General features: G+C 72.6%; 12 protein-coding genes. 5 read left to right on the plus strand and 7 right to left on the minus strand.

The features are described from left to right. Nucleotides 1-271: 271 nt before the first annotated feature. The 7 genes from serC to DWB77_RS21350 form a co-directional block, all read right to left on the minus strand. A complete protein-coding gene (gene serC, locus DWB77_RS21320) occupies nucleotides 272-1390 on the minus strand; it encodes a phosphoserine transaminase (protein ID WP_120722764.1) in 1119 nt (372 codons plus the stop codon). A 601-nt stretch (nucleotides 1391-1991) separates the two neighbouring features. Next, complete coding sequence (locus DWB77_RS21325) at nucleotides 1992-3266, minus strand: cytochrome P450 family protein (protein WP_120722765.1); 1275 nt, start codon at nucleotides 3264-3266, stop codon at nucleotides 1992-1994. Continuing rightward, the gene (locus DWB77_RS21330) at nucleotides 3263-4492 is read right to left on the minus strand and encodes a cytochrome P450 (RefSeq protein WP_120722766.1); all 1230 of its coding nucleotides are present in this window, start codon (nucleotides 4490-4492) and stop codon (nucleotides 3263-3265) included. Before DWB77_RS21330 ends, DWB77_RS21325 begins: the two co-directional genes overlap by 4 nt. Next, a complete protein-coding gene (locus tag DWB77_RS21335; protein ID WP_120722767.1) occupies nucleotides 4489-5088 on the minus strand; it encodes a GTP-binding protein in 600 nt (199 codons plus the stop codon). The genes DWB77_RS21330 and DWB77_RS21335 overlap by 4 nt, the downstream gene beginning before the upstream one ends. Further along, nucleotides 5069-5416 carry a DUF742 domain-containing protein gene (locus DWB77_RS21340; RefSeq protein WP_120722768.1) on the minus strand — a complete coding sequence of 116 codons (348 nt, stop codon included), beginning with the start codon at nucleotides 5414-5416 and terminating at the stop codon, nucleotides 5069-5071. The genes DWB77_RS21335 and DWB77_RS21340 overlap by 20 nt, the downstream gene beginning before the upstream one ends. Then, entirely contained in the window at nucleotides 5413-5814 is a 402-nt protein-coding gene (locus tag DWB77_RS21345; protein WP_100573913.1) for a roadblock/LC7 domain-containing protein, read from the minus strand. The genes DWB77_RS21340 and DWB77_RS21345 overlap by 4 nt, the downstream gene beginning before the upstream one ends. Next, entirely contained in the window at nucleotides 5811-7277 is a 1467-nt protein-coding gene (locus DWB77_RS21350; protein ID WP_120722769.1) for an ATP-binding protein, read from the minus strand. Before DWB77_RS21350 ends, DWB77_RS21345 begins: the two co-directional genes overlap by 4 nt. 255 nt (nucleotides 7278-7532) lie before the next feature. On the opposite strand from DWB77_RS21350, the gene DWB77_RS21355 reads away from it, so the two are divergent. From DWB77_RS21355 to DWB77_RS21375, 5 genes are all read left to right on the plus strand, one after another. Continuing rightward, the gene (locus DWB77_RS21355) at nucleotides 7533-10481 is read left to right on the plus strand and encodes an FAD-binding and (Fe-S)-binding domain-containing protein (protein WP_120722770.1); all 2949 of its coding nucleotides are present in this window, start codon (nucleotides 7533-7535) and stop codon (nucleotides 10479-10481) included. A gap of 254 nt (nucleotides 10482-10735) precedes the next feature. Further along, on the plus strand, nucleotides 10736-11686 hold the full coding sequence (locus DWB77_RS21360) for an EamA family transporter (RefSeq protein WP_120722771.1): 951 nt from the start codon (nucleotides 10736-10738) through the stop codon (nucleotides 11684-11686). Between the two features lie 722 nt (nucleotides 11687-12408). Continuing rightward, nucleotides 12409-13275, plus strand: coding sequence for a TIGR03084 family metal-binding protein (locus DWB77_RS21365; protein WP_120722772.1), 867 nt, complete (start codon nucleotides 12409-12411; stop codon nucleotides 13273-13275). Between the two features lie 119 nt (nucleotides 13276-13394). Continuing rightward, entirely contained in the window at nucleotides 13395-15083 is a 1689-nt protein-coding gene (locus DWB77_RS21370) for an acyclic terpene utilization AtuA family protein (RefSeq protein WP_246033596.1), read from the plus strand. Between the two features lie 356 nt (nucleotides 15084-15439). Further along, nucleotides 15440-17041, plus strand: coding sequence for an acyl-CoA carboxylase subunit beta (locus DWB77_RS21375; RefSeq protein ID WP_120722774.1), 1602 nt, complete (start codon nucleotides 15440-15442; stop codon nucleotides 17039-17041). The last annotated feature ends 2 nt before the right edge of the window (nucleotides 17042-17043 follow it).

The raw sequence follows: 17043 nt of genomic DNA on the forward strand, positions 1-17043 counted from the left end.
ATGTCAAACCTGCGGGCCGGTCCGGCCGTGGTGCGGAGCGCGCCGGATCGCTTTGGATGGTAGGGACCAGGGCCCGCACGAGATAGGGCGGTTATCGGCCGCGCCGGGGCCGCCGATCGCCCGGGGACGCGCGAGGGCCCGGCACCACCGGGGTGCCGGGCCCTCGACCGCGTTCGCGGAACGCCTGAACGCTCCGGTTCGCGGGGCGCCGAACGCCCCGGTTTGCGGAACGCCTGAACGCTCCGGTTCGCGGGGCGCCCGAACTACTCGCTCAGAGCTGCTCGATGACGTAGTCGACGCAGACCGTCAGGGCCTGGACGTCCGCCGGGTCGATCGCCGGGAACATGGCGATGCGCAGCTGGTTGCGGCCCAGCTTGCGGTACGGCTCGGTGTCGACGATGCCGTTGGCGCGCAGCACCTTGGCGACCGCGGCGGCGTCGATGTCGTCCGCGAAGTCGATCGTGCCGATGACCTGCGAGCGCTTGGCCGGGTCGGTGACGAACGGGGAGGCGTGCTTGGAGTCCTCGGCCCAGCCGTACAGGGCCTTCGAGGAGGCCGCCGTACGCGCCGTCGACCAGGCCAGACCGCCCTGACCGTTGATCCACTTCAGCTGCTCGTTGAGCAGGAACAGGGTGGACAGGGCCGGGGTGTTGTACGTCTGGTTCTTCAGCGAGTTGTCGATCGCCGTCGGCAGCGAGAAGAACTCGGGCACATGGCGGCCGCTCGCGTGGACGCGCTGGGCGCGCTCCAGGGCGGCGGGCGAGAACGCGGCGATCCACAGGCCGCCGTCCGAGGCGAACGACTTCTGCGGGGCGAAGTAGTAGACGTCGCTCTCGGTGATGTCGACGGGCAGACCGCCGGCGCCGGAGGTCGCGTCCACCAGGACGAGGGAGCCCTCGTCGGCGCCGGCCACCCGCTTGATCGGGGCGGCGACACCCGTGGAGGTCTCGTTGTGCGTGAACGCGTACACGTCCACGCCCGCCTCGGCGCGCGGGTCCGGGTGGGTGCCCGGGTCGCTGCTGATGACGGTCGGCTCGGCCAGCCAGGGGGCGAGCTTCGCGGCCTTCGCGAACTTCGACGAGAACTCGCCGAAGTTCAGGTGCTGCGACTTGTTCTCGATCAGGCCGTGCGTCGCGACGTCCCAGAACGCGGTGGAGCCACCGTTGCCCAGGATCACCTCGTAGCCCTCGGGCAGCGAGAAGAGGTCGGCCACGCCCTGGCGCACCTCGCCGACCAGGTTCTTGACCGGGGCCTGGCGGTGGGAGGTACCGAGGAGGGAGGTGCCGGTGGCCGCCAGGGCGTCCAGCGCCTCCGTACGCACCTTGGAGGGGCCCGCGCCGAAACGGCCGTCGGCGGGCTTCATGTCAGCGGGAATCTGGATTTCAGCCACGGCGCGAGCGTATCCGGTCCTGGCCCACCCGGGCTCCCGGGTCCGCCGGGTGAGACGCCCCGGCCCCCAGCTACCCCCCGGGGCTCCGCCCCAGCCCCCGAGCCCCTTTGCCCACCCACCCGCCCGTGCAGCGGGTTGGATGGCCCGGGCCTTCCTGGGGCTCCGCCCCAGACCCCGAGGCCTCTTGCCCACCCGCCCGCCCGTGCAGGGGGTTGGTTGGCCCGGGCCTTCCTGGGGCTCTGCCCCAGACCCCGTTCGCGCCTTAAGGGCGCTCGTCCTCAATCGCCGGACGGGCTGAGGTGCTGGCCAGCGCCGAGCATTTAAGGGGCGCGGGGAACTGCGCGAGAAGCGGGCACGGTCCGCAGGGTCGAGAGGGTTTAGGGGCGCGGGGAACTGCGCGACCAGCCACGCACGGCCCGCAGGCGAAAGCGGGTTTTCAGGGGCGCGGGGAACTGCGCGAGAAGCGGGCACGGTCCGCAGGGTCGAGAGGGTTTAGGGGCGCGGGGAACTGCGCGACCAGCCACGCACGGCCCGCAGGCGAAAGCGGGTTTTCGGGGGCGCGGGGAACTGCGTGGGTGGTTCCCCGCGGCCCGGGCGGGGGTTAGGTCAGGTGGACCGGGAGGTCGAAGAGGTCGTTCTGGGTGACGATCGGCTTGTTGTGGAGGGCGTCCGCCGGGACGGCCAGGGTCAGGGAGGGGAACCGGGCGTACAGCGCGGGAAGCGCCACCCCCGCCTCCAGGCGGGACAGCGCCGCCCCGGGGCAGACGTGCGGCCCGTGCCCGAAGGAGATGTGCCGGTTCGGCGCGCGGGTGACGTCGAAGGCACCCGCCGTGTCCCCGTGCTGCCCCGCATCGCGGCCGATCGCGCCGAAGGACACGATGAGCGCCTCGCCCGCCGGAAGGACGCGGTCGCCCACCGGCACGTCTTCCGTCGCGAACCGGAACAGGACGTGCGAGGTGGGCGTCGACCAGCGCAGGGTCTCCTCGATCACGTTCTCCCACGGCACCGCCCCCTCCAGCACCAGCTCGCGCTGCTCGGGATGGGTCTCCAGGGCCACCACCGCGTTCACGATGAGGCTGATCGTGGTCTCGTGGCCCGCCGCGATCATCAGCTGGAGGGTGTTGGTGATCTCCTCCGTGGTGAGGTGGTCGCCGTCCTCGGACGCGGCCAGCAGCGCGCTCGTCAGGTCGTCGCCCGGCTCGCGCCGCTTGGACTCGACGATCCGCCCGAACAGCTCGCCCAGGTCCGCCATCATCCGCGGCACCTCCTCCGGCGGCGTCTGGGTGGAGAAGAACTTCTCGAACAGGGCCTTCAGACGCGGGTGGTCGGCCGCGTCCACACCCATCAGCTCGCTGACCACGTTCATGGGCAGCGGGTAGGCGAACTCGGCCTTCAGGTCCACCACTTCACCCGCGGGGAGCGCGGCGAGCCGGTCAAGCATCGACTCCGTCAGCGCCTCGATGCCCGCCCGCAGCCGCTCCACCCGGCGCACGGTGAGCGCCTGCGCGACCAGGGTGCGAAGGCGGCGGTGCTCCTCGCCGTCGACGGTCAGCATCGAGCGCCCCGGGTTGGCGAGCCCGATCAGCGGCCAGTCCAGCGGGATCTCACCGCGCCGCCAGGCGCCCCACACGTCGATGTCCTTGACCAGACGCGGGTCGGTCAGGAGCTGACGGGCCTCCGCGTGGTGCGTCACCGCGTAGCACGCCACCCCGCCGGGCAGCACGACGCGCGCCAGCGGTCCGGCCGCGCGCAGCGCCGCGCTCTCGGCGTCGAGGTCGGACACGAACGGGTCGAGGGTGATGGCACCGCTGTGGTCCACGGGGCACTGCGACGGTCTGCTCGTCGGGTGCGTCGGGTTGCTCGGCCGGCTGCTCATCTGGCTGCTCCAAGGGCGGGAGTGGGAGTGAAGGTCACGGGAAGCTCGGACAGACCGCGCAGCCACGGCGAGGGGCGGCGCGTCAACTGCCCGGCGGACGCCGCGAGATCGACGTCGGGCAGCCGGTCGAGCAGCACCTCGATCCCGGTGCGCGCGATGACCTCGGCGACTTCCTGGGCGGGGAAAGGGCAGCGGTGCTCGCCGTGCCCGAACGAGAAGAAGGCACTGTTGCCGCCGGTCAACGCGCCCACGTCGGTACGTATCTGGGGGTCGGCGTTGGCCGCGGCCAGGCCGAGCAGGAGCAGGTCGCCGGAGCGGATGTGCCGGCCGCCGAGGTGGGTGTCGCGGGAGGCCCAGCGGCCCGCCACGTTCTGGGTGGGGGTGTCCTCCCACAGCACCTCGTTCATGGCCTCGCCGACGCTGTGCCGGCCGCCCGCGAGCGAGGCCGCGAACCGGTCGTCGGTCAGCATCAGGCGCAGCGAGTTGCCGATCCAGTCCGCGGTGGGCTGGTGGCCGGCGGCCATCATCACCATCAGGTCCTGGCCGACCTCCTCGACGGTGAAGCCGTACGGGTTGGCGAGCATCCGGGACGCCACGTCCTCACCGGGCTCGACCTGCTTGGCGGTGAGCAGCGCGTACATCGACTCGGCGAGATGACGCTGCCCCTCCAGGGCGCCCTCACGGCCGTTGATCATGTCGTTCATGGCGGTGACCAGGCCGGGACCCTGCTCGTCGGCGAACCCGTAGAGCCGGGCCAGGACGCGTACCGGCAGGAGCATCGCGTACTGGCCGACGATGTCGGCGCTGCCCGCGCCGCACACCGCGTCGATCAGCTCGTCCGCGAACCGCTCGGCGTGGCGGCGCAGTTCGAAGGGGTCGACCGCCTCCAGGGCGTCCGAGACCATCGCGGCCCGCTCGCGGTGGCGCTCGCCGACCGTGTACAGGATCGACGGCTGCTTGCGGCCGATCATCGGCAGCAGCGGCCAGTCGGCGGGGATGCGGTCCCACTGGTTCCACAGGTCGGAATCGCGCGAGAACAGCGCCGGATCACTGGTGACCTGGTGCAGTTCGCGGTAGCCGAGCACCAGCCAGGCCGGTACGTCGCCGTCCAGGACGACGGGCGCCACGGCACCGTGGTCGCGCCGCATGTCGCGGTACAGCTCGTTCGGCTCGGTCTGGAACCGGGGGCCGCTCAGCGGGACGGGGGCTGGGATGGGGCACGTCACGGTATGAGCTCCGGGGCCTTCTGAAGGCGTGCGAGATGTTCCACGAGGGCGATCAGGACGGACTTGCTGGACTCACGGGAGCGGGCGTCGCAGCGCAGCAGCGGCACCTCGGGCGGCAGGTCGAGCGCCTCGCGGACCTGCGCCTCGGTGTGCGGGGGCCCGCCGAAGTCGTTGCAGGCCACGACGAAGGGCGTGCCGTGGTGCTCCAGGCGGTCGATGGCGTACCAGGAGTCCGCGAGCCGCCGGGTGTCGACCAGGACGACCGCGCCCAGCGTGCCCGCGAACAACCGGTCCCACAGGAACCAGAACCGCTCCTGGCCGGGCGCCCCGAACAGGTACAGGACGTTGCGCGCGTCCAGGGTGATGCGGCCGAAGTCGAAGGCGACCGTGGTGGCCGTCTTCGTGCGGACGCCGTCGAGGTCGTCCACCGCCTCGCCCGCCTTGGTCATGGTCTCCTCGGTGTTCAGCGGACGTATCTCGCTGACCGAGCGCACCATGGTCGTCTTTCCGACGCCGAAACCACCGACGACGACGATTTTCAGGCCGTTGTCCGCGGTCCCCGCGAGGGCGGGCCGTTCAGAGATTTCGGAGGCCAACGAGCACCTGCTCCAGGATGTCGGGGTCGGGAAGGCGGTGGGCGGAGCGCGGGTGGCGGGCGCTGATGCGGCCGGTGTCGTGCAGGTCGGCGAGGAGGATGCGGACCACCGTGACGGGCAGCGCCAGCTCGGCGGCGATCTCCACGACCGCGGTCGGGAAGCGGCACATGCGCAGGATCGCGACGTGCTCGGACTGCATGCCGGGCGTCGGGTCCGACTCCGTGACCACCAGGGTGACCAGGTCGAAGGCGTCCGAACCGGAGCGGCTGCGGCCGCCGGTGAGGGTGTAGAGCCGGTCCGGCGAGTCGTCCCGGCCCGGCCTGCTCATGCCCGCGGCTCGGCGCTGAGGTATTCGCCGAGCTGCTCCACCAGCTCGGACATGTTGTGGCCCACCAGACCCGCGTCCGCGTCCTCGGCGGCGACCACCGCGAGGTGGGCGCCCTCACCGGCCTCCACGATGAACAGGATGCCGCCGTAGAACTCGGCCATCGCGGAGCGCACCCCGCCGCTTCCGTCGCCGAACTCCATGGACGCCCCGTGCGACAGGCTCTGGATGCCCGCGGCGATCGCGGCCAGCTGGTCGGCCTGGTCGACGGAGAGCTCCGGCGTACGGCACAGCTTGAGGCCGTCGCGGGACAGCACGAGGGCGTGGCGGGCCCCCGGGGTGCGCTGGAGCAGGTTCTCCAGGAGCCAGTTGAGCTTCTCGTCGGTGGTGGTGCCGGTCATTCGGAGTTGCCTTCCGGGGTGGGGGAGTTCGCGCGTACGGCCTGGCGGAAGCTGCTGAAGCGGGCGGCCGCGTCCGATGCCGCGGTCGAGGCGCGGGCCGGGGCCGCCGGGGCGTCGGGACCCTCGGGATGGGCGGCGGCAAGGGCCCGGCCGCGCTTGCGCTTGGGCAGCCCGCTCTCGCCGAACTGCGGGAACTCGCCACTGGTTTCACTGGCGGGCTCGGCGGCCGTCGCGTGGGCGGCCTCCGGTTCGGGGACGGCCTTCGGTTTGGGGACGGCCTCCGGTTCGGGGGCGGCCACTGGTTTGGGGGCGGCCTCCGGTTCGGGGGCGGCCTTCGGGTTCTGCGCCAAGTCCTGCGCCAAGTCCTGTGCCAGGTCCTGCGGCAGATCGAGGGCGGCGGGCGTGACCGGGTCCACGGTGTTCGTCGGGGTGACGTGGGTGATGAGCTCGTGCGGGAGCAGCATCAGCGCGCCGGTGCCGCCGCGCGCGGAGGGCCGGAACGACACCATCAGACCGTGCTTGCGGGCCAGCCGGCCGACGACCGCGAGGCCGAGCCGGGTACCGGAGAGCCCGGCGAGGTCCGAGGAGCGTCCGGACACGGCCTGCTCGGCGCGGCGCTGCTGCACCTCGCTCATGACCAGCCCGCTGTCCTCGACCGTGATGATGACCCCGGCGGGGACTTCCTCCACGTACACATGGACCTCGGCGGTCGGCGGCGAGAAGTTCGCCGCGTTGTCGAGGAGTTCGGCCAGGGCGTGCATGACGCCCTCGGCGGCGTGCCCGGCGACGGCCGCGTCACTGGTGGAGTGGAGCCGCACCCGCTGGTAGCCGCCGATGCGTCCCATGGCGCCGCGCAGGATGGACTCCATGACGATGGGCCTGGCCCAGCGGCGGCCCGAACGCGCCCCGGTCAGCACGGCGATGGAGTCCGCGAGGCGGCCCGCCTGCGCGGTGCGGTGGTCGAGGTGGAGCAGATCGCCGAGCACGTCCTCGTCGGCGTGCCGGTGCTCCATCTCGCGCAGGTCGGCGAGCATGCCGGTGGCGAGCGCCTGCATCCGGCCGGCCGCGTTGGCGGTGGCCGCGAGCGCCGCCGCACGGGCCGACTCGGCGCGGCGCAGTTCGGCGGCGTGGGCGGCGATCAGCGCCTTGCGCTCGGCGGCGTGGGCCGCGTCGAGGCGTACCGCGTCGGCGCTGCGCCGGGCGGCGTTGGCCTCCTGGGCGTCGATCTGCGCGGTGAGGGCGGTGAGCCGGGCGCGCAGGACGCGATTGCGCAGCACGGTGTGGGTCATGGCGTACGCGCCGGCGCTGAGCAGCACCGCCGCGATGCCGAGGCTCCAGCCGAGTACGGCACGGGAGCCGGGCGCGGCCGAGACCACCGCCACCGTGCAGAACGCGCCGGTGACCACCGCGGTGATCAACAGGGCCAGAGCGGAGGGGCGGATAGGGGAGGGCGACGCCGTCATGATCAATGCCTTACAGCGCTTATGGCGGGCGAAGGGAGGGTCGTGCGCGGGGGTGGAAGGTCGTGTTCCTGTTCGCGGGGAACGAGGGGCAACTATAGGAGAGTTGGTGATCGATTTGGATAGTTCTTGGTGAACATTCCTGCACATTGGGACCGTTGACGCATCACATTCAGGTCATCCCCGCTGTTTCAGGACACGCGCCGAAGGGTGCCCCATCGAGCCCACGGGCCGCCGGGACCAGGGCATCCTGAGCCCATGGCAGATGGCGCGCGGGGCTCGGGAGCGGGACGAGAGCGGGAGAGCGACCGGAAGGGCGAGCCCGTACGGGAGTTGGTGCCGGAGCTGGCGCACGCTCTGACGCGAGTGGTGCGGGGGCGGGTGGATCTCGGGGTCACCGCACGCGCCCTGACGACGATGGACGCCTCCAACTACCGCCGGGTGCCGCTGGGGGTGGTCGCCCCGCGCGACGCCGACGACGTGGCGGCGGTCCTCGCCGTCTGCCGGACGTACGGGGTGCCGGTGGTGCCGCGCGGCGGAGGCACCTCGATCGCGGGCCAGGCCACCGGCACCGGGATCGTGCTCGACTTGACCCGCTTCATGCGCTCCCTCGTGTCGGTGGACGCGGAGGCCCGAACCGCCGTGGTGCAGCCGGGAGTTGTCCTCGATGTCCTGCGGGAGGCGGTCGCCCCGCATAGGCTGACCTTCGGCCCGGACCCCTCGACCCACAGTCGTTGCACGCTCGGCGGGATGATCGGCAACAACGCGTGCGGGGCGCATTCGGTGGCCTGGGGGACGACGGCGGACAACATCCGTGATCTGACGGTCGTCAGCGCGCGGGGCGAACGTCACCGTCTGTCACAGGGATGGCAGAACTCGACATCGCCTGTTGGTCTACGCGATTTCGTCATCCGTCATCTGTCAGCGCTGCGCACCGGTTACCCCCAGGACCTTCCGCGCCGCATCTCCGGCTATGCGATGGACGCCCTGCTCCCCGAGCGCGGCGCCGATCTGGCACGGGCGTTCTGCGGCAGCGAGGGCACGCTGGGGGTGGTCACCGAGGCGACCGTACGCCTGGTGGAGTCGCCGGCGGCACGCGCCCTGGCCGTCCTCGGCTATGTCGACGAGAGCGAGGCGGCCGAGGCGGCGGCGGGCCTGCTCCCGTACCGCCCGCTGACCGTCGAGGGCATGGCCGCCGATCTCGTAAGGGTACGAGGAGCGGGAGCGGCCGGGTTGCCGCGCGGCGGGGCCTGGCTGTTCGTCGAGGCCGGCGGGGCGACGGAGGGCGAAGCCCGGTCGCGGGCGGGCGAGTTGGCGCGGGCGGGCGGCGCGCTCGACACCCGCGTGGTGACCGAGCCGGGCGCGATGCGCGCGCTGTGGCGGATCCGCGAGGACGCGGCGGGCACCGCGACCCGGATTCCCGACGGCACCGAGGCGTGGCCCGGCTGGGAGGACTGCGCCGTGCCGCCCGTCCGGCTCGGCGCGTACCTGCGGGAGTTCCGCTCGCTCCTCACCTCGCACGGCCTGCGCGGCACCCCGTACGGACACTTCGGCGACGGGTGCATCCATGTCCGCATCGACTTCGACCTGCTCACCCCCGCCGGGGTGGGACGTTTCCGCTCGTTCTCCGAGGAGCTCGCCGAGCTGGTGGTCGCCCACGGCGGCTCGCTCAGCGGTGAACACGGCGACGGGCAGGCCCGCGCGGAACTGCTCCCGAAGATGTACGGGCCCGAACTGGTGGCGCTCTTCGGGGAGTTCAAGGACGTGTGGGACCCGGACGGTCTGCTCAACCCCGCCATCCTGGCCCGGCCGGCCCGGCTCGACGAGAACCTGCGCTTCGAGGTGCTGCCGAAGCGGCCGGTGGACGTGGAGTTCGGCTACCCGCAGGACGGCGGCGACTTCTCGGCGGCGGTACGCCGATGCGTGGGCGTCGCCAAATGCCGTACGGCAGAAGGAAGTTCGTCATCTGTCATGTGTCCGTCCTTCCGGGTCACCGGAGAGGAGGAGCACTCCACGCGGGGACGGGCGCGGCTGTTGCACGAGATGCTGGCGGGCGAGGTGGTCACGGACGGGTGGCGCTCGCGCGAGGTGCGGGACGCGCTCGATCTGTGTCTGTCCTGCAAGGGCTGTCGCAGTGACTGCCCGGTCGGCGTGGACATGGCCACGTACAAGGCGGAGTTCCTGCACCACCACTACCGGGGACGCCGCCGTCCCGCCTCCCACTACGCCCTGGGCCGGCTCCCCGAGTGGCTGCGGGCGACCGCGCCGCTGGCCCGCCCGCTGAACGCGGCGACCCGGCTGCGCCTCCTAGCGGCCCTCGCGAAGCGGCTCGCGGGCATCGCCCCGGAACGCACGATTCCGCCGCTGGCGCCGACGACGTTTCTGCGCGGGGTGCGCGCGGTGCGCGGGCGGGGAGGGCTGGAGGGGGTGCGCGGGCCGGGAGGGGTGCGCGGGCTTGGAGGGGGGCGCGGGCGGGGGGAGCTGGACGGGGCGGCGGTGATCCTCTGGCCGGACACCTTCACCAACCACCTTTCCCCGCAGGTGGGTTGGGACGCGCTGAAGGTGCTGGCGGACGCCGGGATCGAGGTCGGGCTTCCGGCGGGCCGGGTCTGCTGCGCTCTCACCTATGTGTCCACCGGACAGTTGGACCGCGCGAAGGTGGTGCTGCGCCACACCCTGGAGGTGATGGAGCCCTGTCTGGCCGAGGCGGACCGTCCCGTGGTCGTACTCGAACCGAGCTGCGCGGCCACCCTGCGCACGGATCTGCCGGAGCTGCTCCCGGACGACCCGCGCGCGGCGCGCCTCGCCGCGTCGGTCCGTACCTTCGCCGAGGCGCTGGAGGAGTGCGCCCCGGACTGGACCCCGCCGCGCCTGGACCGTCCCGTGGTCGGACAGACCCACTGCCACCAGCATGCGGTGCTCGGTGACGCCGCCGAGCGCCGGCTGCGCGAGAAGGCCGGTCTGACGGGTGAGCTCAGCGGCGGGTGCTGCGGTCTCGCCGGGAACTTCGGCTTCGAGCGCGGCCACTGGGAGGTGTCGCTGGCCTGCGCGGAGGACCAGCTGCTCCCTGCGGTACGGGCCGCCGCACCCGGCACGGAAGTCCTGGCCGACGGCTACTCCTGTCGTACGCAGCTGGCGCAGCTGGCGGGCCGCCGGGCCAGGCATCTGGCGGAGGTGCTGGCGGAGGGCCTGGGCGGTGAGGAGTAAGCGGTGAGGAGTAAGGGGGGTCGTGGCCGCTTACATTGGAGGGAGTGTTCGGAGTGCGCCCTTCCGCTTGTGGCGGCTGGTCGGCGTCCATGGCCCGCCTGGCGCGGCCTGGCGCGCTGTCTGTCGCCGCTTCCTGGGAAATGCCTTGCGGAGTGGGGTTTGGTGCACAATGCTGGATGTGTAAGTCCAATCTATTGAACGTTGCGAGGGCTGTCGGGGCCACTGGTCCGACGGGCTGATTGAGGTGAACGCCGGTGAATTCGGTCAAGGGCGCGGGCGCGGCGGAGCCGGTCGCGGCGGCCGCCGTCGCCGTACCGGAGGCCGTCGGCGCGCTGGGCGGCGGCCCGGGCCGCGGCGGGCGTCGGGCGGCGTTCGGTCCGGTGGCGCTGGTGGTGACGGCCGGCATGTCGGTGCAGTTCGGGGCCGCCGTGGCGGTGACGCTGATGCCGAGGGCGGGGGCGGCCGGGGTCGTCACGCTGCGGCTCGTCGCGGCGGCGCTCGTGCTCCTGCTGATCTGCCGGCCGAAACTGCGCGGGCACTCGCGGGCGGACTGGGGAACGGTGGTCGCGTTCGGCGTGGCCATGGCCGGCATGAACGGGCTGTTCTACCAGGCCGTCGACCGCATCCCGCTCGGCGTCGCCGTCACCCTTGAGGTGCTCGGCCCGCTGGCGCTCTCCGTGCTCGCGTCCCGGCGCCTGGTCAACGCGTTGTGGGCCACGCTCGCCCTCGCGGGAGTCGCCCTCCTCGGCGGGGGCGGGTTCGGCGGCATCGACCTGGTCGGGGTGGCGTATGCGCTGGGGGCGGGGGCGTGCTGGGCGGTGTACATCCTGTTCAGCGCGCGTACGGGGCGCAGGTTCCCCCAGGCCGACGGGCTGGCCCTCGCGATGGCGGTGGCGGCGGTGCTGTTCCTGCCGATCGGCATCGCGCAGGCGGGCGCCACGCTGGTGGTCCCCTCCACGATGGCGCTGGGCGCGGCCGTGGCGCTGCTGTCCTCCGTCCTGCCCTACACCCTGGAGCTCCTGGCCCTGCGCCGCCTGCCCGCGTCCACCTTCGCGATCCTGATGAGCCTGGAGCCGGCGATCGCGGCGACGGCCGGGTTCCTCGTCCTGGGCCAGGCGCTGTCCTGGTTCCAGGCGGTGGCGATCGGGTTGGTGATCGGGGCGAGTATGGGGGCGGTGCGGACTCAGGTGGGGGGGATCGGGTAGGTCGTGGGGGTGGGGCGGGGTGGCTCCCTGGGCGGAGGGTGTTTGCCCACCCGCCATCCCGTGCGGGGGTGGGAGGGTTCGGCTCCCTGGGGCTGCGCCCCAGACCCCCAGCGTGCTTGCCCACCCGCCCGCCCGTAAAAGGGGTTGGAGGGCTCGACCCCTGGGGCTCCGCCCCAGACCCCGAGGGCGCTTGCCCACCCGCCCGCCCGTAAAAGGGGTTGGAAGGCCCGGCCCCTGGGGCTGCGCCCCAGACCCCGAGGGCGCTTGCCCAACCGCCCGCCCGTGCGGGGGGTTGGAGGGCTCGGCTCCCTGGGGCTGCGCCCCAGACCCCGAGGGCGCTTGCCCAACCGCCCGCCCGTGCGGGGGGTTGGAGGGCTCGGCTCCCTGGGGCTGCGCCCAGACCCGCTGAGGGGCTGCGCCCCTCGGACCCCTCTGGGGCTGCGCCCCAGACCCGCTGAGGGGCTGCGCCCCTCGGACCCCCCTGGGGCTGCGCCCCAGACCCGCTGGGGGGCTGCGCCCCTCGGACCCCCCTGGGGGCTGCGCCCCTCGCCCCCTCGGACCCGGCAAGGGCGCCCCGGCCCGGGCACCGTTCCGGCCAACCTCCGTCCAAACCAAGGCTGTTGCATAGGTAACCCGCGACAATAAATGCAAGCACGCTTGCTTGTTTCGGGGCGGGCTGCCATGCTCCGGGGCACGCCCGCTGTCCCGGAGGGGAGCGCACCGTGTCTGAACCGGCCGGTCCTACCGACGCCGTTCTCGTTGTCCTTGATGATCTGCTCGCCGAAGGCGGCGAACTGGACGTCCTCATCGGTGAGTTGAGCCCGGCCCAGTGGGCCACGCCGACCGCCGCGCCCGGCTGGACCATCGCCCACCAGGTCGCCCACCTCGCGTGGACCGACACCGCGGCCCTGCTCTCCGTCACCGACCCCGACGCCTTCGCGGCGGAGGTCGACAAGGCCGCCGCGTCGCCGGACACCTTCGTGGACGACGGCGCCGAGGCGGGGGCCCTGCTCCCGCCCGCCGAGCTGCTCTCGTGGTGGCGGGACAGCCGCGTACAACTCCAAGAGGCGCTGCGGGCCGCGCCCGCCGGGGCGCGGTTTCCCTGGTACGGGCCGCCCATGTCCGCCGCGTCCATGGCCACCGGGCGCCTGATGGAGACCTGGGCGCACGGCCAGGACGTCTTCGACGCGCTGGGCCGTACCCGCAAGCCGACCGACCGGCTCCGCCATGTCGCCCGCATCGGCATCCGAGCCCGTAACTACGCTTTCGCGGTACGGGGGTTGGAGCCGCCAGCCGAGGAGTTCCGGGTGGAGTTGACCGCGCCCGGCGGTGAGGGCGAGGATGGTGAGGGTGGCCCCGGGACCTGGGCTTTTGGGCCCGCTGATGCGCAACAGCGCGTTACCGGGCCCGCGTTGGACTTCTGTCTGTTGGTCACCCAGCGGCTGCACCGCGACGACACGGCCGTGACGGCCGAGGGCGCCGACGCCGACCGCTGGCTCGACATCGCCCAGGCCTTCGCCGGCCCCGCGGGCCCCGGTCGCCCGCCCCGCTCGTCCTCGAACCCCGTATCCGACGGCGGCGACGCCTGATGGACCGGGGCGGGCGCATAGGTGACGAGGGGGAGCGGGGGAGGGAGAGGGAGGCGCGGGTCGTACGTCCTCTGCGGATCGGGAACGCCTCCGGGTTCTACGGTGACCGGTTCGACGCCATGCGGGAGATGCTCACCGGCGGCCCCCTCGACGTCCTCACCGGCGACTACCTCGCCGAACTCACCCTGCTCATCCTCGGCCGCGACCGGCTGCGCGACCCGCGGCTCGGGTACGCCAAGACGTTCCTGCGGCAATTGGAGGAGTGCCTCGGGCTTGCCCGGGAGCGCGGGGTGCGGATCGTCGCCAACGCCGGCGGCCTCAACCCGGCCGGACTGGCGGACGCTGTAAGGGAGTTGAGCGCACGGCTGGACGTTCCCGTACGGGTCGCCCATGTGGAGGGGGACGCCCTGCCCCTGCCCGAGGGCGCGCTCACCGCCAACGCCTACCTCGGCGGCGCCGGGATCGCGGCCTGTCTGCGCGCCGGCGCGGACATCGTCGTCACGGGGCGGGTCACGGACGCCGCCCTGGTCACCGGGCCCGCGGCGTGGTGGTTCGACTGGGGGCCCGAGGAGTACGACGCGCTCGCGGGCGCGGTGGTCGCGGGGCACGTGCTGGAGTGCGGCGCCCAGGCCACCGGCGGGAACTACTCCTTCTTCACCGAGTTCGCGCGCCGCGACCTCGTCCGGCCCGGCTTCCCCCTCGCCGAGATCCACGCCGACGGCACCAGCGTCATCACCAAGCATCCCGGCACCGGCGGGGTGGTCGACACCGGGACGGTCACCGCGCAGCTCCTGTACGAGACGTCCGGGGCGCGGTACGCCGGGCCCGACGTCACCGCGCGGCTCGACACGGTACGGCTCGACCCGGACGGGCCGGACCGGGTGCGCATCAGCGGGGTGCGGGGCGAGGCGCCGCCGCCGACGCTCAAGGTGGGGATCAGCCGCATCGGGGGGTGGCGCAACGAGGTCGTGTTCGTGCTGACCGGGCTCGATGTGGAGGAGAAGGCGGAGCTGGTGCGGGAGCAGGTCGCGGACGCCTTCGCACGCGCCAAGTGCCGCCCGGCGCACGTCAGTTGGGAACTGTCCCGCACCGACCGGGCCGACGCGTCGACCGAGGAGTGCGCGAGTGCGCTGCTGCGGCTGGTCGTACGGGATGCGGATCCCGAGGCGGTGGGGCGGGTGGTGAGTGGCGCGGCCGTCGAGCTCGCCCTCTCCAGCTACCCCGGTTTCCATGTGACGGCGCCGCCGTCGAAGGGGGCGCCGTACGGGGTGTTCTCGGCGGCGTATGTCGATGCGGGGGCGGTTGAGCAGGTGGCGGTGCTTCCGTCCGGCGCGCGGCAGTCGATCCCGGCGGCGCCGCGCGGGGGGGTCCGGAAGGGTGTCGGGCCCCTTTCGGAACCCGATCTGTCTTCTGTGGCTTCTGTGTCTTCTGCGGCCTCGCTGCCCCCGCTGCCCCCCGTTGTTGCCTCGGGGCCGACGCGGCAGGTGCCGTTGGGGGCCGTGGTGGGGGCGCGGAGTGGGGACAAAGGGGGGGATGTGAATGTGGGGGTTTGGGCGCGGTCGGAGGGGGTGTGGGCGTGGCTGGTGCATGCGGTGACCGTCGACTGTTTTCGTCAACTGCTGCCGGAGGTGGGGGGGTTGGTTGTTGTCCGGCATGTTCTGCCCAACCTTTGGGCGCTGAATTTCGTGGTGGAGGGGTTGTTGGGGGAGGGGGTGGCTTCGCGGGCGCGGTTCGATCCTCAGGGGAAGGGGGTGGGGGAGTGGTTGCGGAGTCGGGTGGTGGCGGTGCCGGTGGATTTGTTGGGGTGAGTTTTCCCCACCCCGCCCCTTCCCGAGACCCTCCGGGGGATCGCCACCCCCCAGCCCACGCACCCGGCCCTGCGCAGTTCCCCGCGCCCCCAAGAAACCCGCTTTCGGCTGCGGGCCGTGGGTGGCTGGGCGCGCAGTTCCCCGCGCCCCTAAACCCTCTCGATCCTGCGGGTCGTGGTCGCTTCTCGCGAGGGACGAGCGCCCTTTAGGCGCGAACGGGGTCTGGGGCGGAGCCCCAGGAGGACGTCACCTCAGCCCACTCACACCCCCGGAGGGTCTCGGGAAGGGGCGGGGTGGGGAAGCCGCCCGCCGCAGGCGCCCCCGCCCACCCACCCCCAGGCAGAAACAGGAGCCCCATGCCCACCCTCCGCACCACCCTCGACCCCACCACCCCCGAACACCGCACCGCCTCCACCGCCATGCGCAGCAAACTCGCCGATCTGGAGGCCGAGCACGCCAAGGCTCTCGCCGGGGGCGGGGAGAAGTACACCGCCCGCCACCGGCGACGAGGCAAACTGCTCCCCCGCGAGCGCATCGAGCTGCTGCTCGACCCGGACACCCCCTTCCTGGAGCTGTCCCCGCTGGCGGCCTGGGGCAGCGACTACCCCGTGGGCGCCTCGATGGTCACCGGCATCGGCACCGTGGAGGGCGTCGAGTGCCTGGTCACCGCCAACGACCCCACCGTGCGCGGCGGCGCCTCCAACCCCTGGACGCTCAAGAAGGCCCTGCGCGCCAACGAGATCGCGTACACCAACCGCCTCCCGTGCATCAGCCTCGTCGAGTCGGGCGGCGCCGATCTGCCCTCCCAGAAGGAGATCTTCATTCCGGGTGGCGCGATCTTCCGGGACATCACCCGGCTGTCCGCCGCCGGCATCCCCACCATCGCCGTGGTCTTCGGCAACTCCACGGCCGGCGGGGCGTACGTCCCGGGCATGTCGGACCACACCGTGATGATCAAGGAGCGTTCGAAGGTGTTCCTCGGGGGGCCGCCGCTGGTCAAGATGGCGACCGGCGAGGAGAGCGACGACGAGTCGCTCGGCGGTGCGGAGATGCACGCCCGAACCTCCGGGCTCGCCGACCACTTCGCCGTCGACGAGCAGGACGCGATCCGTCAGGCCCGGCGCATCGTGGCCCGCCTCAACCACCGCAAGGCGCACCCCGATCCGGTACGGCCCGTCGAGCCGCCCAAGTACGACGAGGAGGAGCTGCTCGGCATCGTGCCGGAGGACCTCAAGACGCCCTTCGACCCCCGCGAGGTCATCGCCCGCGTCGTCGACGGTTCGGAGTTCGACGAGTTCAAGCCGTTGTACGGGACGAGCCTGGTGACGGGGTGGGCCGAACTGCACGGCTACCCCGTCGGCATCCTCGCCAACGCCCAGGGCGTGCTGTTCTCGGCCGAGTCGCAGAAGGCCGCGCAGTTCATCCAGCTCGCCAACCAGCGCGACATCCCGCTCCTCTTCCTCCACAACACCACCGGGTACATGGTCGGCAAGGAGTACGAGCAGGGCGGCATCATCAAGCACGGCGCGATGATGATCAACGCGGTGTCCAACTCCCGTGTTCCGCATCTCTCCGTGCTGCTCGGCGCGTCCTACGGAGCCGGCCACTACGGCATGTGCGGCCGCGCCTACGATCCGCGCTTCCTGTTCGCCTGGCCGAGCGCGAAGTCCGCCGTCATGGGCCCCCAGCAGCTCGCCGGCGTCCTGTCGATCGTGGCGCGCGCCTCCGCGCAGGCCAAGGGGCAGCCGTACGACGACGAGGCGGACGCCGGGCTGCGCGCCATGGTGGAGCAGCAGATCGAGGCCGAGTCGCTGCCGATGTTCCTGTCCGGGCGGCTCTACGACGACGGGGTCATCGACCCGCGCGACACCCGGACCGTCCTCGGGCTGTGCCTGTCGGCGATCCACACCGCCCCCGTCGAAGGCGCCCGTGGCGGCTTCGGCATCTTCCGGATGTGAGG

This window comes from Streptomyces hundungensis, from assembly GCF_003627815.1.
GTDB lineage: Bacteria > Actinomycetota > Actinomycetes > Streptomycetales > Streptomycetaceae > Streptomyces > Streptomyces hundungensis_A.